Annotated in this window: 20 protein-coding genes and 1 riboswitch; of the genes, 6 read left to right on the forward strand and 14 right to left on the reverse strand. The window is 47.0% G+C overall.

Annotation, left to right across the window (positions count from 1 at the left end):
- Positions 1-12: 12 nt before the first annotated feature.
- The 7 genes from GJU82_RS06020 to GJU82_RS06040 form a co-directional block, all read right to left on the reverse strand.
- The gene (locus tag GJU82_RS06020; protein ID WP_153631320.1) at positions 13-3,351 is read right to left on the reverse strand and encodes a TonB-dependent receptor; all 3,339 of its coding nucleotides are present in this window, start codon (positions 3,349-3,351) and stop codon (positions 13-15) included.
- 201 nt (positions 3,352-3,552) lie between these two features.
- Positions 3,553-4,536 carry a FecR family protein gene (locus tag GJU82_RS06025; RefSeq protein WP_153631321.1) on the reverse strand — a complete coding sequence of 328 codons (984 nt, stop codon included), beginning with the start codon at positions 4,534-4,536 and terminating at the stop codon, positions 3,553-3,555.
- Between the two features lie 100 nt (positions 4,537-4,636).
- On the reverse strand, positions 4,637-5,248 hold the full coding sequence (locus GJU82_RS06030; protein ID WP_153631322.1) for an RNA polymerase sigma-70 factor: 612 nt from the start codon (positions 5,246-5,248) through the stop codon (positions 4,637-4,639).
- A 548-nt stretch (positions 5,249-5,796) separates the two neighbouring features.
- On the reverse strand, positions 5,797-5,928 hold the full coding sequence (locus GJU82_RS17665; RefSeq protein WP_255473940.1) for a hypothetical protein: 132 nt from the start codon (positions 5,926-5,928) through the stop codon (positions 5,797-5,799).
- Positions 5,918-6,631, reverse strand: coding sequence for an NAD(P)-dependent alcohol dehydrogenase (locus GJU82_RS06035; RefSeq protein WP_228488587.1), 714 nt, complete (start codon positions 6,629-6,631; stop codon positions 5,918-5,920). Before GJU82_RS06035 ends, GJU82_RS17665 begins: the two co-directional genes overlap by 11 nt.
- 36 nt (positions 6,632-6,667) lie before the next feature.
- Positions 6,668-6,892 (reverse strand): hypothetical protein, encoded by a 225-nt coding sequence (locus GJU82_RS17405; protein ID WP_228488588.1) that lies wholly within the window; start codon positions 6,890-6,892, stop codon positions 6,668-6,670.
- Between the two features lie 507 nt (positions 6,893-7,399).
- Positions 7,400-7,873 carry a DUF4348 domain-containing protein gene (locus GJU82_RS06040; RefSeq protein ID WP_153631323.1) on the reverse strand — a complete coding sequence of 158 codons (474 nt, stop codon included), beginning with the start codon at positions 7,871-7,873 and terminating at the stop codon, positions 7,400-7,402.
- Positions 7,874-8,250: 377 nt separating this feature from the next.
- Here GJU82_RS06040 and GJU82_RS06045 point away from each other — a divergent pair, with 377 nt between their 5' ends.
- Complete coding sequence (locus tag GJU82_RS06045; protein ID WP_153631324.1) at positions 8,251-8,586, forward strand: carboxymuconolactone decarboxylase family protein; 336 nt, start codon at positions 8,251-8,253, stop codon at positions 8,584-8,586.
- Between the two features lie 99 nt (positions 8,587-8,685).
- Here the strand turns inward: GJU82_RS06045 and trxA are convergent, their stop codons facing one another.
- The 6 genes from trxA to GJU82_RS06075 form a co-directional block, all read right to left on the reverse strand.
- Complete coding sequence (gene trxA / locus GJU82_RS06050; RefSeq protein WP_373921429.1) at positions 8,686-9,093, reverse strand: thioredoxin; 408 nt, start codon at positions 9,091-9,093, stop codon at positions 8,686-8,688.
- Positions 9,094-9,368: 275 nt separating this feature from the next.
- Positions 9,369-9,662 carry a PG0541 family transporter-associated protein gene (locus GJU82_RS06055; protein WP_153631325.1) on the reverse strand — a complete coding sequence of 98 codons (294 nt, stop codon included), beginning with the start codon at positions 9,660-9,662 and terminating at the stop codon, positions 9,369-9,371.
- A gap of 140 nt (positions 9,663-9,802) precedes the next feature.
- A complete protein-coding gene (locus GJU82_RS06060; protein ID WP_153631326.1) occupies positions 9,803-12,928 on the reverse strand; it encodes an efflux RND transporter permease subunit in 3,126 nt (1,041 codons plus the stop codon).
- Positions 12,929-12,973: 45 nt separating this feature from the next.
- The gene (locus GJU82_RS06065) at positions 12,974-14,032 is read right to left on the reverse strand and encodes an efflux RND transporter periplasmic adaptor subunit (protein WP_153631327.1); all 1,059 of its coding nucleotides are present in this window, start codon (positions 14,030-14,032) and stop codon (positions 12,974-12,976) included.
- A gap of 22 nt (positions 14,033-14,054) precedes the next feature.
- Positions 14,055-15,356: a TolC family protein gene (locus tag GJU82_RS06070; protein ID WP_153631328.1), complete on the reverse strand. Its 1,302-nt coding sequence runs from the start codon at positions 15,354-15,356 to the stop codon at positions 14,055-14,057.
- Positions 15,357-15,390: 34 nt separating this feature from the next.
- Positions 15,391-16,020 carry a TetR/AcrR family transcriptional regulator gene (locus GJU82_RS06075; protein ID WP_153631329.1) on the reverse strand — a complete coding sequence of 210 codons (630 nt, stop codon included), beginning with the start codon at positions 16,018-16,020 and terminating at the stop codon, positions 15,391-15,393.
- A gap of 299 nt (positions 16,021-16,319) precedes the next feature.
- On the opposite strand from GJU82_RS06075, the gene GJU82_RS06080 reads away from it, so the two are divergent.
- The 5 genes from GJU82_RS06080 to GJU82_RS06100 all read left to right on the forward strand — a co-directional run bounded on the left by GJU82_RS06080 (position 16,320) and on the right by GJU82_RS06100 (position 21,140).
- Complete coding sequence (locus tag GJU82_RS06080; RefSeq protein WP_153631330.1) at positions 16,320-17,192, forward strand: sugar phosphate isomerase/epimerase; 873 nt, start codon at positions 16,320-16,322, stop codon at positions 17,190-17,192.
- A 202-nt stretch (positions 17,193-17,394) separates the two neighbouring features.
- The gene (locus tag GJU82_RS06085) at positions 17,395-17,973 is read left to right on the forward strand and encodes a pentapeptide repeat-containing protein (RefSeq protein ID WP_153631331.1); all 579 of its coding nucleotides are present in this window, start codon (positions 17,395-17,397) and stop codon (positions 17,971-17,973) included.
- A gap of 95 nt (positions 17,974-18,068) precedes the next feature.
- Positions 18,069-18,791, forward strand: coding sequence for an MBL fold metallo-hydrolase (locus GJU82_RS06090; protein WP_153631332.1), 723 nt, complete (start codon positions 18,069-18,071; stop codon positions 18,789-18,791).
- A 296-nt stretch (positions 18,792-19,087) separates the two neighbouring features.
- Positions 19,088-20,314, forward strand: a complete 1,227-nt coding sequence (locus tag GJU82_RS06095; RefSeq protein ID WP_153631333.1) for a formylglycine-generating enzyme family protein — start codon at positions 19,088-19,090, stop codon at positions 20,312-20,314.
- Between the two features lie 187 nt (positions 20,315-20,501).
- On the forward strand, positions 20,502-21,140 hold the full coding sequence (locus GJU82_RS06100; RefSeq protein WP_153631334.1) for a MarC family protein: 639 nt from the start codon (positions 20,502-20,504) through the stop codon (positions 21,138-21,140).
- Between the two features lie 134 nt (positions 21,141-21,274).
- Here the strand turns inward: GJU82_RS06100 and eno are convergent, their stop codons facing one another.
- A complete protein-coding gene (gene eno / locus GJU82_RS06105; protein ID WP_153631335.1) occupies positions 21,275-22,555 on the reverse strand; it encodes a phosphopyruvate hydratase in 1,281 nt (426 codons plus the stop codon).
- 17 nt (positions 22,556-22,572) lie between these two features.
- Positions 22,573-22,636, reverse strand: a riboswitch (Fluoride riboswitch).
- Positions 22,637-22,776: the final 140 nt, after the last annotated feature.

Below are 22,776 nucleotides of genomic sequence, written 5' to 3' on the forward strand. Positions count from 1 at the left end.
AATCATTTAACGTTAAAAAGTAAGGCTTAAACCAAACAGCCAAGTGCGGGCCTGAGGATAATTGGCTCTGTCCACTCCCAAATCGAGTGAGCCAGAATAACCGGTGCCGATTTCCGGATCGAAGCCATCGTACTTTGTAAAGGTCAACAAATTGGTTGCTCCCACATAAACCCGGAACTTTTCTATCTGAAATTTCTGCGTCAATTGCGAAGGAAGCGTATAGCCCAGTTGAATGTTCTTCAACCGCAAATACGAACCGTTTTCCACATACCGGTCCGAAAACCAGATGTTGTTGGCATCGGCTGCATTCAATCGCGGATAATGAGCATCGTTGGTTGTGCCTTCACCCGTCCAGCGGTTCAGCATACGGGTACTCATGTTGTGCGTGGCATCCGGCCGGTCGGAATAGATTTTGGTGCCGTTGAAAATATCGTTTCCGTATGTACCCTGGAAAAACAAGTTCAAATCCACATTTTTGTAACCGAACTGGCCGTTAAAGCCATAGGTAAACTTGGGAAGCGGATTGCCAATGATTCCGTAGTACAGATTCCCCGTAGCATCCTTGGCGTAACGGATATCGCCCGGAGCAGCATTGGGTTGTAACAGCTTTCCTTCATTATCGGTCCATGCATTTACCTCATCCCAGTTCTGGAACAATCCCTGTGTTTTATATCCCCAGAATTGAGCGATGGGTTTGCCCACCATTGTGCGGGTAACATAACCCGCATTTCTCAAACTGGCAGAAGAAATAGAACCCGATGTTCCAAGGTCGGTCACTTTGTTTCGGTTAGCCGCGAAATTAAATCCTAACTCGTATTTGAATCCGCCTTTCGAGTCCTTGTAGTTCAACTCAAGTTCAAAACCTTTGTTGTTCATGGCACCAACATTTACCCACGGGTCTTCCTGCAATCCTACATGGGCCAGCACAGGAGCCTGCATCAGCATATTACTGGTTTTCCGCAAATAATAATCGGCTGTCATGGTCAGTTTACCACGCCATAATCCCATGTCCAATCCCACGTTAGTCGTGGTAGTCTCTTCCCACTGCAATTCCGAATTTCCAATCCCGGGGAAAGAGATTCCGTCTACAATCTGATCGCCGAAAGGATAACGCTGCCCCGAGTTGGCCAGGGTATAGTATTGGTATTCCGGAATTTTGTCATTTCCTATCTGTCCCCACCCAGCTCTGATTTTCAGGTTACTGATAGTCGTATTATCCGCCATGAAATCCTCTTGACTAACTTTCCAGCCTGCAGAGAAGGAGGGAAAGGTACCGTACCGTTTATCCGGACCAAAAACAGAGGAACCATCGCGGCGAATGTTAGCCGTCAACAAATATTTATTGTCATACGAATAATTGATACGCCCGTAGTATGACTGCATCCGTTTATCGGTCATCGAACCGTCGGAAGTTGCTTTGTCGCGGTTAGCAGCGTTATGAATGTACCGTAGCTGCACAAATTCCTTGGGCAGGGCAGTTGCCCGGGTGCTAAACCACTCGTTGTAATCCTTCGAAGCTTCCATCCCGGCCATCACCGAAAGGTTATGCTTCCCAAAGTCCCTGGTGTAAGTAAAATAGTTGGACCAGTTCCACGAACGGCCTTCACTGCTGCCGCGGTAAACCGAGTTAATATCGTTGCTTTCCGATCCGGAGATGTGGTAGATAGGATTGAAATCGTAATCATTCCCGTAGGTGTAATTAATACCCAGGTTGGATCTGAACGACAGGTATTTGTTGAAGGTGATATCACCAAATACGTTTCCCACGACCCGGAATGCTTTGCTGTAGGCATTTGTCCGGTCGATATGCGCCACAGGATTATTCATATCCACATAATTGGATGGGGCAAAATTGCCGTTGGACAAACGAACCGGCGTCACCGGATCGATGGTGGTAGCTTGAATCAAAACAGCTGTCCATTCATCATCTTCGTTTATCCTGCGGGTTTTGTTATATTCTATCGACAGGTTTTCACCGAGCGTTAGCCACTTTTTCGCTTTAATCGAGGTATTCAACCGTAAAGAAGTTCGGTTAAAGTCGGACTTCTTTACAATCCCCTCCTGCAAGTAATTATTTGCGCTGATGAAATAGCTAACCTTCTCGCTTCCGCCCGTTACAGAGAAATTGATGTTCCGGGTACTGGCCGCGCGGGTCACTTCTTTTACCCAGTCGGTACCTTTTCCGAGACTTTGATAATCGACTAATTCGGGAATGGTTGCCATGCCCCCGTTGGTCAGTGCTTCGTTTTTGAGCATGGCCCATTGCGAAGCATCCAGCAATTTGGGTTTCCGCCACATGGTCGACACACCGTAATATGAATCGAAACTGATAACAGGCGTTTCCATATTCTTCCCGTTCTTGGTGGTAATCAGGATAACACCATTGGCACCTCTCGAACCATAAATCGCGGTAGAAGAAGCATCTTTCAATATCTCCATAGAGGAGATATCAGACGGATTTAAATAACCGATATCGTCTACCGGAAAACCATCTACCACAAACAGCGGTGAAGAGTCGTTGATAGTGCCCACTCCACGTACGCGAATCTGTACGGGAGAACCCGGCGAACCGGAGTTGGTGGTCACGGTTACCCCGGCTGCGCGTCCCTGTAGCGCCTGATCGGTTGTAGCCACCGGCATTTTTTCAATATCACTCGCTTTCACTGAGGCAATGGCGCCGGTCAGATCACTCTTCTTCTGGACACCATATCCAACCACCACCACATCATTCAAAGCAATGGTCTCTTCCTTCAAAACGACATTGATGACTGACTTACCGTTGATGGGAATCTCTTCGGTTTTCATTCCCACAAAGGAGAAAACCAGCACATCCTTCCCGGAAAAACCAGCGATGGAATAATTCCCGTCGACATCGGTAATCCCCCCCTTCATGGTACCTTTGACCACGACAGTCACTCCGGGCAGCGGACTACCGGAGGCATCGGTCACCTTTCCGGATATGATATTCTGCTGCTGTTCGCCCGCTTTTTCATTCGCCGGAATGATAGCAATATACCGATCAACTATCTTATAGGTATAGCCTGTATTACTCAATAAATCGTCGAGCACCTTATCGATGCTTTTACCCGAAAAATCGACATTAACTTTTTTATCCAAAATCCCTTCATTGTATTGCAGAATAAAATGATAGCCGGTTTCTTGTTCCAACCGTTCTATCACATTCCGGAAGGTAGAGTTCATCTTCAGATTGAACTTCTCGGTTTCTGTTTGTCCGTATGTATTGGCATAAACATGCATGCTTAAGACGAATACAACAACCGCAGTTATTTTCATAATGCGCAGGAATTTATTAATGCCCGCCCTAAGCGGGACAACAATGTTTTTTTTCATAAATTAGCAGTGTTTACGTGAATGTTGGCATTCTTGCGGAATGCCTTTATTTATCGCCACACGGTGTGATGCCAGAACATCATTCCAGTGGAACAGGCCGGGAATATGCACCATATTTTCGGTCTGTTTTTGTTAAGGAGCATTTGTAGGATTCATATGGTTTCTCTGATTAGGTTTATTTGATAAATTTTTTTGGCTCGTTTATTCCCAGTAGATCAATGTCGGTTTATCCGGACGAGGGACAATCCGGTATTTCAAATTGGACGTCAACCGTAGCACTTCGAGGATTTGGTCGATGGGCTTATTTTTCATGATGGTGCCGAAATACAATTGATTTTCCAGCTCCGGATTTTTGATAACAATCTCCACGTTATACCAGCGGTCCAGTCGTTTCGCAATCTCTTTCAGGCTCTCGTTACGGAAGGTGATCAGCCCGTTCGTCCACGAGGTGTACAGATCGAGATTCACTTTACTGACAACATAACGTTCAGAGGATTTTTGGTATCTGATATTGTCACCCGGGACCAAACGCGTAAACTCAGTGCCGTTCTTACTTATCACACCCAGACTTCCTTCCACCAGCGTGGTGTTTACTTCCTGATCGTCCGGATAGGCCTGCACATTGAACGAAGTTCCATACACCTTAAAATCGAGCGCCTGGGTTTGAACGATAAACGGATGTTCCTTGTCCTTCGACACATGGAAATAGGCCTCTCCTTCCAGTTGAACGGTCCGCTTGCCGGTGTTGTAATTCCCTGAATACAGTAGCTGGCTTCCCGAGTTCAGTTGAACAGTGGTTCCGTCGGGCAGCACCACATTCGACATCTGCCCCAGCGGAACTTCAATCCGTGTATCGGAAGCATAAAGCAACTTTTGGCGCAAAGCTTTTGAACCAAAATACTGCGCAATCATGCCCAAACCGAACACGAGCAAAACAGCCGCTGCATACCGCGCATAGCCGGTATAAATTCTCCGTTTGCCTGTCAACCGCTTTTTCCCTGCCAATAAGTTCCTCCAGACTTTCTCCTGATTGTCTGTTGACGTGGCTGTCAGGACCCAAGCCTTCTTGAAGTGCACAAATTCTTTCTTGTTTTCGGGAGCAGCCTCCATCCATTGGAAAATCGCTTTCACCTCTTCTTCTGAGGCTTCTCCCGCAAGATATTTACTGATCAGTGTGTAATCCATTTTTGTTGCTGTATATACTGAGTACACGCGTACCAGCCTGTACCCTATATGATTTTCAAAAAAAATAATCGACGAACGGAAAAACGGGCGGAAATCCTTTTCAGGAAAAGTGTTGCAACAGTATTTGGACCAGTATGACGGGGAGATATTCGGACAGGTTTGTTTTCAGGGTTTTCAGCGCACGGGTGATGTTAGCCTCCACCGATTTAACCGAAATATCCAGCTCCTCGGCAATCTCTTTGTTCTTTTTCCCTTCCATTCGGCTCATCAGGAATACCAGCCGGCACTTCTCTGGCAATTCGTCAATCGATTGTTTTATCAATGCTTCCAGTTCCGAAAGCTCCAGTGAATGGAAATCGAACGATTCGAGCACTTCAATGTTCAGCTGTTCTTCCTTTGCCTGAAGATGTTTGTCCTGGTATTTGCTAACGACTTTCCGGTGCCGAAGATCATTCAGACAACTCGATTTGGCATAGGTGTACAAAAAGGAGCGGATACCATTCAGCGTTTCAATTTTCTCCCGATTAAGCCAGAGATGGATAAATGCCTCCTGGGCCAGGCTTTGCGCTCTGTCAAGGTCGTTTAAGAACTGGTTGCAAAAGCCGGCCAGTTGCGGGTAATTTGAATTGAATATCTTTTCAAAAGCCGGTTCATCTCCGTTCTGAAAACGAATAAAGAAGAAATCACTGTAATCTACTTTATTGATGACCATTTTCAATTATTCAAATCATTACACCCGGCAAATATGACATTTTTTTGCATTTTTTAATAACCATTTGCTATGTATATGGCAAACAACCTGAAATTTTGTTTGTGTTGAATTGTTTGATAGAGCCAAGATGTGGGAAAAAGAAGATAAGGTTTCAGAGGCTGATTCCGTTAAATAATTAGATAAACAAATTTCTTGAAACGAACTATCCCCGAGGCAGAGCCTCCAGGAATTCTTTGATTAAAATGGATCCCTATCTACGCCTTAATGGATAAAAAATCAGACGGGTAACTCGTCCATGAGCATCCCTGCTGTTAACTATTTTTCCTGATACGGGTTCTTCTGATTGAAAAAGGTTATATCCGCATAAAAGGCATAGATTTTAGCTGGAACGGGAACTCCTTTCGGAATGTAGTATCGATCACCTTACCCAAATACCTGTTTCACTCTATCGATTGTTAGTTCAATTTTGCCTTCCAATACAGCGGTTATCCGTATCCACGCTCGCCAGGTTGGCGATGATATGAATGGCCTGGTATATCTTCAACACCTCAGGCCCGTGAAGCATTTCCGACTACCTGTCCCAGTAACGCATACATCTGGTGAAAGGCTTCTTCCCGCTCCTTTAGCTGCTTCAATTGCAGCCCGTCAATCAGTTCTTCTATGTCATTGTTAGCTTTCATCCTGGTTACAGCGAATCATTACATTGCCGGTTTTCTGTCCGGTGAGGACATACCGGTAGGCTTCCGCGATATCTTCCAGCGGGTACCATCGGTCGATGACCGGCCGGAATTTTCCTCCTTCCAGCAGTTTCTTGACGAAGACGATACTCCCCTTGCGATCGGTCGGTAATGGAAAGCGAACCTGCTTACCTCCTCTGAACGGCGTCCACATCGCGAGGAACGGATTCTCCGCATTGACTCCCAGCTCCGATGAAATGTACACACCTCCCTGTTTCAGCAATCGCTGACATTTCCCAAAAGAGCTTTTCCCTACTGCATCAAAAACGAAATCATACAGTTTCCAGTCCTGTGTGAAATCTGCCTGCAGGTAATCGATGACGCGGTCAGCGCCCAGCGATTTGATGAGGCCAAGGTTTTGAGTGTTGCATACAGCCGTCACTTCGGCGCCATAGTATTTGAGCATTTGCAATGCGGCCGAGCCGATGGCCCCGGAAGCGCCGTTCAGCATCACTTTACGGTTTCCGCCAAACGGCACCCGCTTGATGAAGTTGTAAGCGTAATGCGCGCCTTCGATGCTGGCAGCAGCTTGTTGGTAGGTGATGCCTTCGGGGATGTGTGCGATGGCTTCATTCTCCGAGACGGTCAGGTACTGGGCGTGCGACTGCAATCCGCTGTCGTTAAAGCCCCAGACTTTATCACCCACCTGAAAGGCGGTGACATTCCGGCCAACGGCCTCAACCTATCCGGCAAAGTCGGTTCCGGTGGATTGATGAGTCGGTTTCGACACGCCGGTAAACAACCTAATAACATAGGGCTTTCCCGTCAGGATGCCACAGTCGGTGCGGTTAACGGTGGCTGCATACACTTTCACCAGCACTTCATTGTCTCCGTAAACGGGCTTTGGTACCTCCTGCACGCTTAATACGTCGGGGGTGCCATATTGCGTTCGAATCACTGCTTTCATTTTGTCTGGTTTAGATTGTAAAAAATGCAGTTATAAGTTACTGAATTTTCAGGAAATGAACCGGAAGGTTATAACGGTTGAAGGTTTCAGGTTTCAGGTTGCGCTCTCACCTTCCCATCTTCACACTTTCTCACATTCAGTTTGCCCAGAGGGTTTCTGTGGTTGACGCAACATTTCCCGCAGGGATACATATTCATCACCTCCAATCCGATTGGAGGTTAAGCCACCTGATGGTCAGCACAACCCCGAGGCGGGTTGAACAGCAAGTCGACTAATTCAACTCCTCGCGGAGTTGTGGTTATATCAGAGCTTTCTTCCACCGGTCTCACCGGCGGTGATGAACATTCCATCCCATTCGGGATATCCCCCAACAGAACAGCACCATAGCAAACACAGAAACCACAGTAACCGCGAAGCGCAACCTGTAACCTGTAACCTGAAACCTGAAACCTGTAACCTGTAACCTGTAACCTGAAATGTTATTGTTCATTTCTCATTCTTCATTGCCTACAGGTTCTCATCCAGGCAGTACACCAGGTACCATTTCTTCCCCACCAGTTCGAAGCGGATTTGCGAGCTGAAGCCGGTGTCGGGGAGCCAGACGTGCTGGGTAAATTCCGTGGGTGTTTTATGGTAGGTTACCTTGTATTGGGTCGTGTCGATGTCGTAAATCTTCGTTTTCATGATGAGCCAGTTCTGTTTCGTCCACTTTTCGGTGCCATCCACATCCACCGAAGCGCCTTCGATGGGGAATCTTAACCTTGACATTTGAAAGGTACTGTCCGCGTGGAAGCGATTATAGAACTGATCGAAGTCTTCCACCGTTTTATTTTTGCTCTTCGTGGTGACTGTCTCTTCCTGGCCGGTTTTCGAAGCGTTCACCGCCTCTTTTTTGGTGTGGCACCCCGGCAGGCCGAGCCACAGCAAGCCCACCAATAGCAACAAAGTAACGGGGAGATGGTTAGTGATCTGTCTCTTCATGAAGCAAGGGTTTTTGTTGGTCTGTTAAACGTTACGGTATTTGTTTTACATAGTTACGGAAATTTTGGACAGACTGAAAGCCAAAATGCTAAGTATGTCCTTCAGAATAGCATCAGAACAGCAATTTCCATGGCCTACAATTATTATTCACCATACCGTCAAGTTACTACATTCAGGTCAGATATAAGAAATCCGAAAAGACAATAATTAACTTTACCACAGGCTTGCAGATGGCTGTTTCACTTTTCGAATTCTGCTTGCGTGATTAAAAAGAACAGGCTGAAGATTCAGCATGAGATAATTCATACCGAATGTTGTTCCTATTTTGCATATTTATCAATATTCATTGAATCAATGACCTTTAAATCATTATCAGTATGACGAATTATAAAGATAAAGCCAAAGCCGTTTTTGATTTTCTTGGAACACTATCAAAAGAAAACACCGGCGTTGCCGAAGGCTTTGCGACCATGCACAAAGCTACTGCAACTGACAGTGCACTTACAGCAAAACAAAAAGAACTAATTGCTTTAGGAATATCCATCACCATTCGTTGTGAGGGATGTATCGCTTGTCATGTGCAAGACTCGTTAAAAGCAGGTGCGACGAAAGAAGAGATTGTTGAAACCATAGGAGTTGCCGTAGTCATGGGAGGTGGCCCATCGGTTGTCTACGGCGATATGGCTTACAAGGCAATGAAGGAAATGATGTAAAATCTGCGTTTTACGAAACGACAAAGGGACTGTCCGGTTAACGGAAACAGTCCCTTTGTTTTGCAATCAGTTGGCAGGCGAAGCGGGGGAAACAACCAATCAGGCAATTTCCGATAAAATCGCTTTTTTCGATTTTACGCCGGTTATCCGCTTCTCCGCTCTTCCATCCCGGAAAAGAATCATCGTTGGAATGTTCCGGATATTGTACTTTTGGGCTAGTTGCTGTTGCTCATCAACATTCACTTTGCCTATGGTAATACGGCCATTTTCTTCCTCGGCAATTTCGTTCAGCGTAGGAGCAATCATTTTACAGGGACCACACCAGGGGGCCCAAAAATCAACCAACACAGTGCCACTACGAATGACTGTTTTGAAATTCTTATTGTTCAGGACCTTAATCATTTTGCTGGGAGGTACATTTTCAAGGTTCTTCATCTTCCGGAAGCCGTAAATCAAGTAGGCGATGAACAGCACAGCGACCCCTCCGCCAATGTAAAGAAACATCATTTTATCATGTCTTTCTATTAACAACGAAACCCGCTTTCTTCAACCATTCAATAACAGAGAGAAAGGGTTACGTCATCATTGGGTTATCACTAAATTCCGACAAATATAACACATATATAAACACATCTATATTTTTAAATGTGAAAGATTCATTAAGTTCGTGGGAAACTGAAGTTTTTAGCGTGTGCAAACAAAAAACCGGGCAAGTGAAGTCAAAATAAATGCTCATTTATACTCCACTGTACCCGGTCGATTTCTGTTATTTAAATCTATACCTAAACTGACTCTGTAATATTCCAGGCGAATGCCCTTACCCCAACTTCTTCGTTAATGGCATCCATTCTTTTTACTTTTTCCAGAAGCTGTTCCACCTTTTCATCGGGAACAACGGTCATGACGGCCGAATTCATTTCCGGCCAGGTGTGTGTTCCCAAGTGAGGAGGCCCGGAGACCGAACCTCTTCCCCGAACGTCGGCCCACTGGGTATATCCCCTTATTTCGAGCCGATCGAGCATGTACTCTACCCGCTCGGTATTGGCCTGATTATACACAATAAATACTGCTTTCACGTCGTATGCTTTTTATTTATTCGTTCAATTTCTTTTTTGGTTAAACCGGGAAGATAAGACTTACCTGGCAGGCAGTCCTATCATTCGCGGCCCAAAATTTAACCAATATGAACCATAGTGAAAATTCTCCCAAATAGAATTTACTTGTTGTTATTCATGAAAATAAACTTTTTTCGAATGGCAGCTTTCTTATCGCGTTCGCCTTTCTTAGCCACAATAGCATAAATAACCGGTACCAAAACCATGGTGATAATGGTAGAGAAAACCAATCCGCCAATAACTGATATTCCCATCGGCTTCCATATCTCCGAACCTTCTCCGGTGCTGATAGCCATTGGCAACATCCCCAACATGGTAGTCATGGCCGTCATGAGTACCGGACGCAAACGCGATTTGCCGGCCACACGAATGGCATCATAGAGCTCCAGATCGCGGTCGCGCATCAGGTTGGTATAATCCACCAACACGATAGCGTTTTTCACGACAATACCCACCAGCAGCACCGCACCAAGGGCTGCAATCAGATTCAGGTTGGTTCCGGTCAGCAGCAGCGCCAATACCACACCCGAAAAGGCGAATGGGATCGAGAACATGATGATAAACGGCATCTTAAACGACTCGAACTGTGACGCCATTACCAGGAAGACTAACACCAAGCTAAGCGACAAGAGCAGTCCGAGGTCGGTGAACGAGTCCTTCTGATCCTGATAAGCTCCACCAACGTCAATCATTATCCCGGTAGGCAAATCAAGATTGTCGACTTCTTTCTGAATCCCTTCGGCCAGTTGTCCCAGCGACGTCTTGAAAGGCGTCACCGACACTTTCACAACGCGCTCGCGCTGACGGTGCTCGATGTTTGGCGGCGACCAGTACTCTTCCACTTTACCAAGTTCTTTCAGCTTAATGGATTTACCAGCCGGTGTCGTAATGGAAATATTCTCCAGGTCGGTAATATTGCTGCGGTATTGCGGGTCGTAACGAACAATCACGTCATACTCATCACCTTGTTCACGGTATTCAGTGGCGGTTAATCCGGCGACGCGGTTATGAATCATGGCCGATACTGCAGCCGTATTGAGGCCATGCAGTGCCATTTTATCGCGATCGAGAACCACTTTCAACTCAGGTTTTTCCTTATCACGACTAATTTGCACATCCGATGCCCCCTTGATTTCCTTCACTTCGGAGGCAATTTGATTCGCCAGTTTTGAAGTCGTATTGAAATCATAGCCGTAGATATATACATCCACGGTGTTGGATGTTTGCATGCCGCTGGAGAAGGTGAATGCGTAATTTTCAATATCCGGAATCTGATCCATCTGATGACGAAGAACCGCAGCAATGTCCCATACACTTCTTGTTCGTTGATTTGGTTTATCCAGCGCCAGTGTCATGTTGATGATGTGCGAACCGGTTTGGCTGAACAGGGAGATAAAACCACCCGTGTCGTCGGAGCCGGTAGAGGTATTGATGATCTTCACTTCCGGCGTTTTTTCGTGAATGATATTCTCTACCTCGCGGGCTATCTGATTTGAAACCTCAACCCGTGTACCTGATTGCAGCTCAATCTTTATCTGAATCCGGCTCTCGTCGGTCTGAGGTAGGAAGTCTGTTCCCAGGTATTTGGTCAGGTACATGGATGAAACAAAAATCACCACAGCTACCGATAAGATAATTTTCTTATGATACAAACTCCATTTAATCGCTCTTTCATAAAAACGGTCAAGGCCGTTGAGTACACGCAGGAAGGTATTATCGTAACTGAAACGTGAAGGCTTTTTCGGCTTCGGCTTTAGCTTGAGTAATTTCGAACTCAGCATCGGCGTCAGTGTAATAGCCGCTACGGTAGAAGTAACTACCGTAATGGTGACAATCCAACCCAACTGATGGAACATTACACCGGTCATGCCCGAAACCAGGGTCAGCGGAAAGAACACCGCCACAATTACCAGCGTGGTCACAATTACCGACAACCAAACCTCATTTGTAGCATAAATGGCGGCTTCGCGCGGGCTGCTCTTTCGTTCAATGTGCGTGGTAATATTCTCCAACACCACAATCGCATCATCCACCACCATACCAATAGCAATCGATAGTGACGACAGGGATATCACGTTGATGGAGTTCCCGGAAATGTAGAGATAAATAAAGGCCACAATCAACGATATGGGAATGGTGAGCGCCACAATAAATGTCGCCCGCCAACGTCCCAAGAAGGCCAGCACCACCAACACCACGAAGAGGAGTGCAAACATCAGCGTCTCCGACAGGTTGGAGACTGAATCTTTGATAAAGTCGGATGAGTCAAAAATCGTTTGAATCTTCACATCGGGCGGAAGATTTTTTTCCAGCTGGGCCAGTCTTTTCTTGACATCCTGCGCCACCTTCACCGTATTGGCTCCCGATTGTTTCATGACGAACATCCGTAGTCCGCGTTTTCCATTGATGCGTTCCTGAAGACCGGTGTCCTTCAGGGTATCTTTCACGGTAGCCACGTCACGCAGGTATACAGAATGCCCGTCGCCGCTGGTACTGACAATAATATTATTCAACTGACGGCTGTCTGTAAACTCACCTTCCACGCGAAGCTGGTAATCCATTTTTCCCATCTTCACATTACCGGAAGGAGTGTTTTGGTTCTCGGCCCTAATAACATTTCCAATTTGGCCAATCGTCATATGGTATGCATCGAGTTGCACAGGGTCGACATCCACATATATTACCCGGTTGGGTTCGCCGGCCAGTCCTAGCGAACCGATTCCGTCAACCCGGTTAAGCGGGTTAATAATTTTTTCATCCAGGATTTTCTCCAGGCCCGGAAAGCTCTCGTTGGCTGTGACAGCGTAAAAGAGTACCGGCATCATACTGGAATTGAATTTAAAAATAACCGGCTTATCACTAGCATCGGGCAACTGTTTCTCAATCAAATCAAGGGCGTCGCGAATGTCGTTGGCCGATTCATCCAGGTTGGTCCCGTACTGAAATTCGAGAGTTACCACCGAAAGGTTTTCATACGATACCGAAGTAATATCTTTTAGATGGTCAACCGTATTCATACCATCTTCAATCACTTTCGAAACGTTGGTTTCAATATCGGCGGCACTGGCCCCCGAATAAGTGGTCATCACCGTGATAGCAGGATACTCAATTTCGGGATATAAGTCCACGGGCAGGTACACCACCGAGTAGATTCCCATAACAATCACCGCCATGAAAATCATCAGGGTTGTGATGGGCCGTTGCACCGCACTTTTATAGATACTCATTGTCTCTGCTGTTTTAATAAGTTTAACTCAGAATGAACGGCCTGGTTAATTCACGATTTTCACTGCTCTGCCATCTATCAGGTTGGCTTGTCCTACAACGATGATCTTATCGCCATCCTTCAGCTCGTTGGAGATAACTTCAATATTGGCATTGAAGCGCTCGCCCATTTGAACATCTACCCGTTTTGCGATTCCATTAACGTACTTGAACAGGTAACGTTGATCGGTACCCTCCTGCTTTATAACGGCAATGGAGGGAACCAGCTTAGCCACATCGCTTCCCACATGAATGGCAACCTTGCCATACATTCCGGGACGGATTTTCTCATCATCATTCGGAATGGTTATTTCTACCGTGAAAGTTCTCGATAACGGGTCAATGGCCGGATGGATACGATAAACTGTTCCTTCGAAAACCTTACCGGGATAAACATCCGCTGTAACATCTACTTTCATTCCCTTATGAATACGGGGAAAGTCCTTTTCCGTCACGTTGATAACTGCCTTTATCGGGTTGAGCTGCATCAGCGTTACAATGGCTGCTTTTCCGGCTGATGTGTTCGGTGAGCCGGAATACATCTCACCATCCTCGAAATATTTGCTGGTAATAACTCCACTGAGCGGCGCCCTGAGTTCGGTGTTTTCCTTCAGGAACTGAACATTCTCTTTGGCTATGTTGTACTGTGTCGCCAGCTGGTCATAACTTTGCTGTGTCACCGTTCCGGTCTTCTGCAGGGTATCGAGCCGACCGAAATCGGTCTTCAGGTTTTCGAGTTGCAGTTCGGCCTGCTTCAGCTGCGAGCGATCCATTTGCACCAGCAACTGACCGGCTTTTACATGATCGCCGACCTCAACATAAATCTTTTCAATCCGGCCCGGGCTGGCTGAGCTAAGGTAGTTTTCGTGATAAGCCACAAAGGAAGCTGTTTGCTTAATGGTCCGGCTAACTTTCTGTGGCTCCAGCAACATTACTTTAACCGGTCGTATTTTAACACTATCCTGTTTGACGTCGCCTGCTTCGCTTTTACCGCTTTTGTTTCCGCACCCGGTGGCGAAAAGCCCTGTGGCAACCAGCAGCATGAATAGTTGTATTCTGAAATTCATGATAATCTATTTAGGGTTTGATTTATAAATTATTCAACAATTTTTCCCAGGCAACATAGGCCTGCAGCAATTCCAGTGTAGCTCCTACATAGTTGGTTTCGGCCTGCAGGTAGCTGTCATTAGCTTGCAAACGTTCCAGGCTCGATGCAACTCCCTGTTCGTATTTCAGGTCAAAATTCCGGTTAACCCGAAGAGCGACCTTCACATTTTCTTTCTGGCTAGTGTACTTATCAAGGGCATTGCGCAGGTTGAACCGCAATTGCTTTTCCTGAATTTTCAACTGCTCCTCCAGCAAATCCTTCTGGTTTTGTATCTGTTCAAGGCCAATGTTGGCTTCACTCACTTTGGCTTTCCGCAGTCCGCTGGAAAAGATGGGAATACTCAGGTCCAATCCGATGACATTTTTCGGCGACGCATCAAAGCTTGCCTTCTTTATCTTCTCGATTCGGCTGTAATAACTACTCAGCGTAGGCAGATAGGCCGATTTTTCCAAGGCTACCTGTTTCTCCGATAGTTGCTCCTGAATTTCTATCATTTTGTAATCCAGGTTATTGTCTACCGACATGGATTGGTCGATCAATACGGTGAAGTTGATGCGATCGATGATCGTTTCAATCGTCTCAGTCAGGTGAATCTCTTGCTCACCTGGTATTCCGAGTTCGAACCGAAGCATGTTATAAGCCATCTCCACCTGCCGGTCGGCCGAACGAACACCGTTTTCGAGTGTCGATACTGAAACAGAAAGCTGATCGACATCAGTCGCTTCAGCCATACCAACTTTTTCCATTGTTTTGGTTTTGGCCAGTGTACTCCGCATGTTCTCCAGGTTCTTTTTCAGAATATCACGTGTCTCTTCACTCACCAGAATCAGGTAATAACTGTTGGCTACCTGTTCCTTAATGTCCTGCTGCGACTTTTCGTAATTGGTTTCCGACAACGACTTGTATATTTGAGCCGATTGCAATCCAACCAGATAACTTCCACTAAATAGCAATTGCGACACGGTTGCCGAAACATTAGCGGTCGTTTTGAACGGAATTTCTGTTGCTGGCTGATTCGGATCAAACTGAATACTCATCGAAGCTCCGAGGTAATTCGAGTAATCAGCTTTGGCATCGATTTGCGGCAACCCCGACGCAATGGACTCCCATATTCTCTTCTGTGCAGCATCCACATCGAGTTTGGCATTCTTTACGTTCTTATTGTACTCAAGCGCATAATCCTGAGCCTGTTTCAACGTCAACTGCATATCTCCGGGCGGAAGCGCATACACCGTTGCCAATCCGGCAAACAGGAAGGTAACAATCAACACTACTTTTCTCATACACTATCTGTTTTTACTTTGAATAGGTTCCAATTTATTCCGCTGTGAATCTTTCGAAATTCTCGAGATATTGCTTAATCAGCATACGGCCTTTGTCAGTACTGATGCCCCGCAGATAAGGCATGAACAGATAAAAGTGCCATTCTTTTACCGACCAGGAGTCACTTATTACCCCGGTCTCTTTACTGCTCTGGGCCAACTCCACCAATTGAATCCACACGGCCTCCACAATTTCCATGTTGATACCCTGCTCAAATATTCCTTCTTCAACACCCTGCCTGAATAACCGGAGCATGAACTTCCCGGATTTCGCCATGTAATCATGGGTGACCAACTCCAGAATATCCGGATAATGCTTCTTCAAATCACTGAAGAAACGAGGATTGATTTTCTGCATCACCTGGTGATTTTCTTTACCAATTCGATACAGTGCGTCAATGACATTCGGGGCATTCTCCATGATTTCTTCCTGCTTCTTACTATACAGCGCACCACCTGCAATAATACCTTCTCTCAACAATTCCGTCTTATCCCTGAAATTCTCATAAATGGTTCGCTTGGAGATGCCCAGCTCGGCAGCAATCGCATCCATTGTTACACTCCGGATGCCGTCCCTGCCAAACAGATCCATTGCTCCCATCATGATTCGTTGGCGTGCATTCATCTTTTCCAATTTTGCTCCAAATATCGAAAACTATTTTAGTTTATTTAGTTTTTTGTATGTGATCTAAATGTTAAATCAAAAACTATTTTAGTTTTTTAAGTTTTCGATTATATCGCAATAGTCCAGATAGCGGCATGCATTTAACATTTTCAGCAAAAATGATACCGGCAAATCAAGTTATTATCGGTTTCACAAAGAAAAACGTCCGGTTATTTTCATAATCTAAATATGCTGCTAATTTTGTATCGGTTAAGCATAGCATGCTCAACCGAATTAACTAATCATTTACCTAATCTGTTATGAAACGAAACACTCATCTAAAATCGGCTGGATTGCTGCTGTTGGCGCTCCTGCTATCCGGCCTTTCTTCCTGTAAACAAACCCAAAACAAACAGAAAAAATACATTGGTCTTCAACTCTGGTCGGTTCGCGGTCACATGAAAGATGATGCCAAAGCCACCGTGGAAGCGGTGGGTAAAATTGGTTACAAGTTTGTCGAGGCTGCCGGTTACGCCGATGGCAAGTTCTACGGTATGGAGCCAACCGAATTTGCTGCCCTGGTAAAAGCCAACGGCATGGATTTCCTTTCATCGCACACCGGACAGGCCGTGCCCGATTCATCGAACCGGGACAAGGTAATGGCCTGGTGGGACCAGTGTATTGCAGCACATAAAGCGGCCGGCGTAAAATACATCATTCAGCCGTTTATGGATAAAGTGGGTTACGAAAGTATTGACGGCGTTCAACGGTACTGTGATTATTTTAATGCCGTGGGTGAAAAATGTAACGCTGCCGGCATCCGTTTCGGTTACCATAACCACGACGGCGAATTCAAGGACATTGACGGGCAAACCATTTATGACTACATGCTCCGAAACACCGATCCGGAAAAGGTATTCTTCGAAATGGACCTGTACTGGATTACTGAAGGAGGTAAAAACCCGGTGGACTACTTTAACCAATATCCCGGACGATTCCTGTTCTGGCACGTGAAAGATACGACCGAACTGGGCGGCGATGACAGCGTGATGGATTTCAAACCCATCTTTGCCGATGCCGGGACGGCCGGCATGAAATACATTGTGGTGGAGGTGGAAGAGTATAATTTCGACCCGCTGGTCAGCGTAGAGAAAAGTCTCGACTTCCTGAACAATGCACCGTATGTGAAATAGGTTGTTTTTTAACTATATCCTGAGGGGGGATTCGCATGCCGGATTTCCCTTCTTTTTTGTCAGCCTCAGGTATCCCCTTCCGGGAAAAGTAAACGACGCTTTTCAAGTCACCCTGTAGAATAGCTGTACAACATATTCGACTGATTTTTGTCCTGAATTTCCTATCTTCAGCAAACAGAGTAAACCAAAAAAATCAGTCATAATGAAGTCAGCTACCGCCCCGCACGTCAGTGTGATCTATCGCGAAGAAGATTTCTCCAATCAAACCTTTCGTTTCGAAGAGTTTGAAGATTGCCTCTTCCAAAATTGCAACTTTTCATCGTGCGATTTTACCCGGACCGTCTTCCTCAACTGCCGGTTCGACAATTGCGATCTGAGCAGCAGCCGCTTTCAGCAGGCCAACCTCGAAGGAGTTGTTTTAGACAGTTGTCAGTTGATTGGTATCGATTTCACCATAATTAGCCGCGTCAGGCTCGAAATGACTTTCAACGATTCGGAGCTCGAAATGTGCAACTTCACCGGTCTCCCCCTCGAAGAAACCTCGTTTGAAAGGTGCCGTATAGACGAATGCGAGTTTGTGGAAACCAACCTGAAAATGGCTAAGTTCCGGGAAACCGACCTGACCGGAACGTTCTTCCGGCAATGCGACCTGACTGAAGCCGATTTTCGCGGAGCCAAAAACTATCGCTTCAATCCGTGGGAAAACCAGATGAAAAATGCCCGTTTCTCGACACCCGAAGTGCTGTCGTTCCTTTCACCGCTGCAAATTTTGATTGACTGATATCCCCAAATTTCCGTTACCTGAAAAAACAGCCTCAACTGGTTCGCTTCTTTTTTTGTATCTTGTGAATTGTTACATCCATAAAAGGCTAAACCATGTCACCTATCGTCATTATGCTGGCCCTGTTATTCCCGGGACAACCAGCCGCAGACACATTCGAAACCGATACGTTTCAAACGGATAAAGGAAACCTCGCCATTACCTTCATTGGGCACGGAACCCTGATGATGATGTGGGACGGGAAGATCATTCACATCGATCCGGTGAGCCGTGAAGCCGATTATTCGAAGCTTCCCAAAGCCGACCTGGTTTTGATAACCCACGAACATGACGATCATCTCGATCCGGCCACTATTGCACGGCTTCGGAAACCGGGTACGAAGGTTATTGTGAGCAAAAGCTGTGAAGGTAAAGTACCTGGTGAAACCATCCTCCTCAGCGGACAGAGTGCCACAGATGACGGCATTGGCATTGATGCAGTTCCGGCCTACAACCTGTTGCACAAACGCCCCGACGGCAAACCTTTTCACCCGAAAGGGAACGGTAACGGCTATGTGCTGACCATGGGCGGCAAACGCATTTACATTGCCGGTGATACCGAGAACATACCGGAGATGAAGAATCTGAAGGACATTGATATTGCGTTCCTGCCCATGAATCTGCCCTATACCATGACACCCGGGCAAACCGCTGAAGCTGCCCGGAGTTTCATGCCGAAGATTCTTTACCCTTATCACTTCGGGCAGACCGATCCGCAAAAGTTGGTGGAGCTATTAAAAGACACACCAATTGATGTTCGGGTGAGAAAAATGGAATAAGATTCCATCCACTTGACTTTATCAGCGTCAGCTCCGAGCCGTTGTTTGGCTCCCCCGATGTCGATAACTTCGCATCGAACTACCGGTTAAATTTCCGGGCGAAATCAAGTGATTCTCCGTTTTTTTTTTTGAATCCTGATAAAGTTTCTCCCGTATAATCCGGAAGTCAACCATTACCATGCCTGGCCGAAGGATTAAATTCAGCCTGACATCTTTTCGTCATGTTTGAACCAACACAAGAATTTGCTGTTGATCAACAGGGGTACCGAAGGCACCTTCACCAATGGCCCAAAGACATGAGCTCAAATCAGACGGTAGATAAAAATAATCCGCTAAGAATAAAGCAGAACAACCAGGGAAAGGTGGTACTGTTACTATTGCCTATCCTGATTCTCGGTGTGATCAGCTATTGGGTCACCGATAAGAACCCGGAAGAAACAGCCAAGCAGAAGAAATTAATTTCGGTAGATAAAACCGCACAAGCATCCATCGCCAAAGGCTTTGCCCCGACCATTAGCAATCCGGCTACTTCTCCGGGAAAAGCTCCTGATGGAATGGCGTGGATTCCCGGCGGAACGTTCTCCATGGGAGCCACCGATCCAACCACGTTACAGGATGGCGGACAGGAGCCCATGAACGATGCCCGTCCGGTTCACCGGGTGTATGTCGATGGTTTCTGGATGGATAAAACGGAAGTAACTAATGCCGAATTTCGTCAATTCGTGAAAGCGACTGGTTACGTTACCACAGCGGAAAAGAAACCAACACCGGAAGATTTACCTGGTGTTCCGGACGATAAACTCGTGGCTGGTTCCATTGTCTTTTTTCCTCCGCAGCAGCAAGTGCAGCTAAACGATTATCGCCAGTGGTGGCGCTTCGTTCCCGGCGCCAACTGGAAACATCCCTACGGCCCGGACAGCAATATCGAAGGGATGGACAATTATCCTGTAGTACATATCACCTATGCCGATGCCAAAGCCTACGCCAAATGGGCCGGCAAACGACTGCCTACCGAAGCGGAATGGGAATTTGCGGCCCGAGGAGGCTTATCGGGGAAACCATACGTATGGGGCGACCAGCTAACACCCGGTGGCAAATGGATGGCCAATATTTTCGAGGGCCATTTCCCCGAATCGGATGACGCGGCTGACAGGTACGCCGGTATTGCCCCGGTGGCACAGTATCCGGCGAACGGTTACGGCTTGTACGACATGGCCGGCAACGTGTGGGAATGGTGCCACGACTGGTACCGGGCAGATTATTACCGGCAGATAGCCATGACCAACGATATTGTGAATAATCCGCAAGGCCCCGACGCACCTAACGATCCGCAGGAGCCCGGCGTCCCCAAACGGGTGCAGCGGGGCGGTTCCTTTCTTTGCACGAATCAATATTGTACACGATATATGGTAGGCACACGCGGAAAAGAAGAGATAAATTCCAGCACCAACCATATTGGCTTCCGGTGTATCAAATCACCCGGTACCCAATCCCCCCAGGGAGCAGGTACGCAACACCGGTAACCGGCCTGTTCCGAGCTACAGGCCTGCCAATCCGGAGAATGTCTTTACGGCTTTCTCCGGTTTTTTTTGTGCCGGACCGTTATTTACGACACGAAAACAGCTCTGTCCGGATAACCGGTGTTGTTGACTATTGTTATTTGAATACGTACCTTCCTGCCAGATTACCGAACACTTAAAACCCGAATTCATGCAGGAAATTTATTCCTTCGGCCTGCTGGCCCTGACTTCATTCTTTACGCTGTTCAATCCGTTGGGAACCATGCCCATCTTTGTATCGATGACATCGGAGCTTTCCGAGGAGCAGAAACGAAAAACAGCGAGGAAAGCCGTAGTAGTCGCCTTTATCACCATCCTGGTGTTTGCGTTTTCCGGACAACTCCTGTTTCGGTTCTTTGGCATTTCGGTGAACAGCTTCCGCATTGTCGGGGGCGTTATTTTCTTCCTGATGGGACAAGATATGCTGCAGGCCCGGCTGGGAAAGATCAAGATGAGTGAAAAAGAGTCGGAGATCAACGCTTATGTGAACGATATTTCCATCACTCCGCTGGCCATTCCGATGATTAGCGGACCGGGCTCTATCACCAACGGCATTGTGTTAATGGAAGATGCTTCTACATTCTGGAAAAAGCTGGTGCTGGTAGGCTCTATTGCCCTCATCCTGGCGCTCACCTATGTCATCCTGGTTAGCGGGACCCGCATCAGTAAGAAGCTGGGGCCCACCGGGAACAATGTCCTCATGCGGTTGATGGGGCTCATTGTGATGGTAATTGCGGTGGAATTCTTCTTCAGCGGCTTGAAACCTATTGTGCAGGATATGATCAAATAGCCACCGCCTTTTTCCGCCCCGGGGCAGAAAAGAGAAATCCCCTGAAAAAGCTGCGCCCAGCCATCAGGGGATTATCATCGTTCGTTGGGATTAGGTATATCAATAGTTACTAATCACTTTCTTATTCAATCCGGCTACGCATTTTTGAACGCGCTCTTGCCGGCAAAGGCAGCGCTGCCGACCAGCTCCTGCTCGATGCGCATCAACTGGTTGAACTTCTCAATGCGTTCGCCCCGGCAGCCGCTTCCGGTTTTCAGGTGTCCGGCATTCACGGCAACGGTCAGGTCGGCAATAAACGTGTCGACGGTTTCGCCACTCCGGTGCGATACAAAAGCATTGTACCCGTTTTTGTACGCCATCTCGATGGTTTCCAGTGTTTCGGTTACCGTACCAATCTGGTTCAGCTTGATGAGGATGGAGTTCGCTACTTCCTTCTCAATGCCTTCCGCCAGGATAGCCTTGTTGGTGCAGAAGAGGTCATCTCCCACCAGCTCGATGTGGCTGCCCAAGGTTTGTGTCAAATTCTTCCATCCTTCCCAGTCATTTTCTGCCAAACCATCTTCCAGTAATACGATGGGATATTGACGGGCCCAGTTGTCCCACTGTTTAACCATGTCATCGCTGGTGATAAGTTCTTTAGTGCTTTTGAAGAGACGGTATTTACCATCTTCCCACAGCTCGCTCGATGCCGGGTCGAGGCAAATGCTCACGTCGTCGCCGGGCCGGTAACCGGCTTTAGTAATTCCTTCGAGGATGACCTCCACCGCTTCTTCGTTGGATTTCAAATCGGGAGCGAAACCGCCCTCATCGCCCACGCCGGTGCTGTATCCTTTCTTCTTCAGCACCTCTTTCAGGGCATGGAAAACTTCGGCGCCCATCCGGATGGATTCCTGGAAGGAAGTAGCTCCATGCGGCGCAATCATGAATTCCTGGAAATCGACATTGTTGTCGGCGTGGCGGCCACCGTTGATGACGTTCATACACGGAACGGGCATTAGGTAGGCATTGCTGCCGCCCAGGTAACGGTAGAGCGGTGTGTTGGTGGCGGTAGCCATGGCACGCGCAAAAGCCATCGACACGCCAAGGATGCCATTGGCTCCCAGGTTCGATTTGTTTGCTGTTCCGTCCAGTTCGAGGAGTAGGAGATCGAGTTCGCGCTGGCTGCCGAAACAGCGGCCCACTGTTTTATTCGCGATAACAGTGTTCACATTTTCAACGGCTTTCAATACCCCTTTTCCGCCGTAGCGTTTCAGGTCGCCGTCGCGCATTTCGAAAGCTTCGCGTTCGCCGGTGGAAGCGCCGCTGGGCACCATGGCCCGTCCTGTCGTTCCGTTTTCCAGTTTCAAATCGACTTCAACCGTTGGATTTCCCCTTGAATCGAGGATTTCCATTGCTCTTACTTTGGCAATTTTCATATCATTAAGTTTTAAAAGTAATTGCAGAAGTCATTAGCCTTTGCGTGGCGGTTAATGGCAGACCTCATTGCCCGTATCAAATGTACGGATTTATCGGGCTGGTTATTCCCCATATCTATTTCATTAACAAATTTTATGTTAAGACCGAATATTTCACGCAAAGGCCGCTGAGAACGAATACCGCGTAGCAGTTACGGTATTGTCGCCACGGTTCTCTTCTG

This window comes from Prolixibacter sp. SD074, from assembly GCF_009617895.1.
In the GTDB taxonomy this organism is placed as follows: Bacteria; Bacteroidota; Bacteroidia; order Bacteroidales; family Prolixibacteraceae; genus Prolixibacter.

Bases quoted from the DNA above. Each gene is read 5' to 3' on its own strand.
- GJU82_RS06100 (WP_153631334.1), top strand. From the start codon at position 20,502: ATGCAGGAAATTTATTCCTTCGGCCTGCTGGCCCTGACTTCATTCTTT.
- GJU82_RS06040 (WP_153631323.1), bottom strand. From the start codon at position 7,873: ATGAAGAGACAGATCACTAACCATCTCCCCGTTACTTTGTTGCTATTG.
- GJU82_RS06025 (WP_153631321.1), bottom strand. From the start codon at position 4,536: ATGGATTACACACTGATCAGTAAATATCTTGCGGGAGAAGCCTCAGAA.
- GJU82_RS06060 (WP_153631326.1), bottom strand. From the start codon at position 12,928: ATGAGTATCTATAAAAGTGCGGTGCAACGGCCCATCACAACCCTGATG.
- GJU82_RS06070 (WP_153631328.1), bottom strand. From the start codon at position 15,356: ATGAGAAAAGTAGTGTTGATTGTTACCTTCCTGTTTGCCGGATTGGCA.
- GJU82_RS17405 (WP_228488588.1), bottom strand. From the start codon at position 6,892: ATGAAAGCAGTGATTCGAACGCAATATGGCACCCCCGACGTATTAAGC.
- GJU82_RS06065 (WP_153631327.1), bottom strand. From the start codon at position 14,032: ATGAATTTCAGAATACAACTATTCATGCTGCTGGTTGCCACAGGGCTT.
- GJU82_RS06085 (WP_153631331.1), top strand. From the start codon at position 17,395: ATGAAGTCAGCTACCGCCCCGCACGTCAGTGTGATCTATCGCGAAGAA.
- GJU82_RS17665 (WP_255473940.1), bottom strand. From the start codon at position 5,928: ATGAAAGCTAACAATGACATAGAAGAACTGATTGACGGGCTGCAATTG.
- GJU82_RS06020 (WP_153631320.1), bottom strand. From the start codon at position 3,351: ATGAAAAAAAACATTGTTGTCCCGCTTAGGGCGGGCATTAATAAATTC.
- eno (WP_153631335.1), bottom strand. From the start codon at position 22,555: ATGAAAATTGCCAAAGTAAGAGCAATGGAAATCCTCGATTCAAGGGGA.
- GJU82_RS06090 (WP_153631332.1), top strand. From the start codon at position 18,069: ATGTCACCTATCGTCATTATGCTGGCCCTGTTATTCCCGGGACAACCA.
- GJU82_RS06075 (WP_153631329.1), bottom strand. From the start codon at position 16,020: ATGAATGCACGCCAACGAATCATGATGGGAGCAATGGATCTGTTTGGC.
- GJU82_RS06095 (WP_153631333.1), top strand. From the start codon at position 19,088: ATGAGCTCAAATCAGACGGTAGATAAAAATAATCCGCTAAGAATAAAG.
- GJU82_RS06045 (WP_153631324.1), top strand. From the start codon at position 8,251: ATGACGAATTATAAAGATAAAGCCAAAGCCGTTTTTGATTTTCTTGGA.
- GJU82_RS06030 (WP_153631322.1), bottom strand. From the start codon at position 5,248: ATGGTCATCAATAAAGTAGATTACAGTGATTTCTTCTTTATTCGTTTT.
- trxA (WP_373921429.1), bottom strand. From the start codon at position 9,093: ATGATGTTTCTTTACATTGGCGGAGGGGTCGCTGTGCTGTTCATCGCC.
- GJU82_RS06080 (WP_153631330.1), top strand. From the start codon at position 16,320: ATGAAACGAAACACTCATCTAAAATCGGCTGGATTGCTGCTGTTGGCG.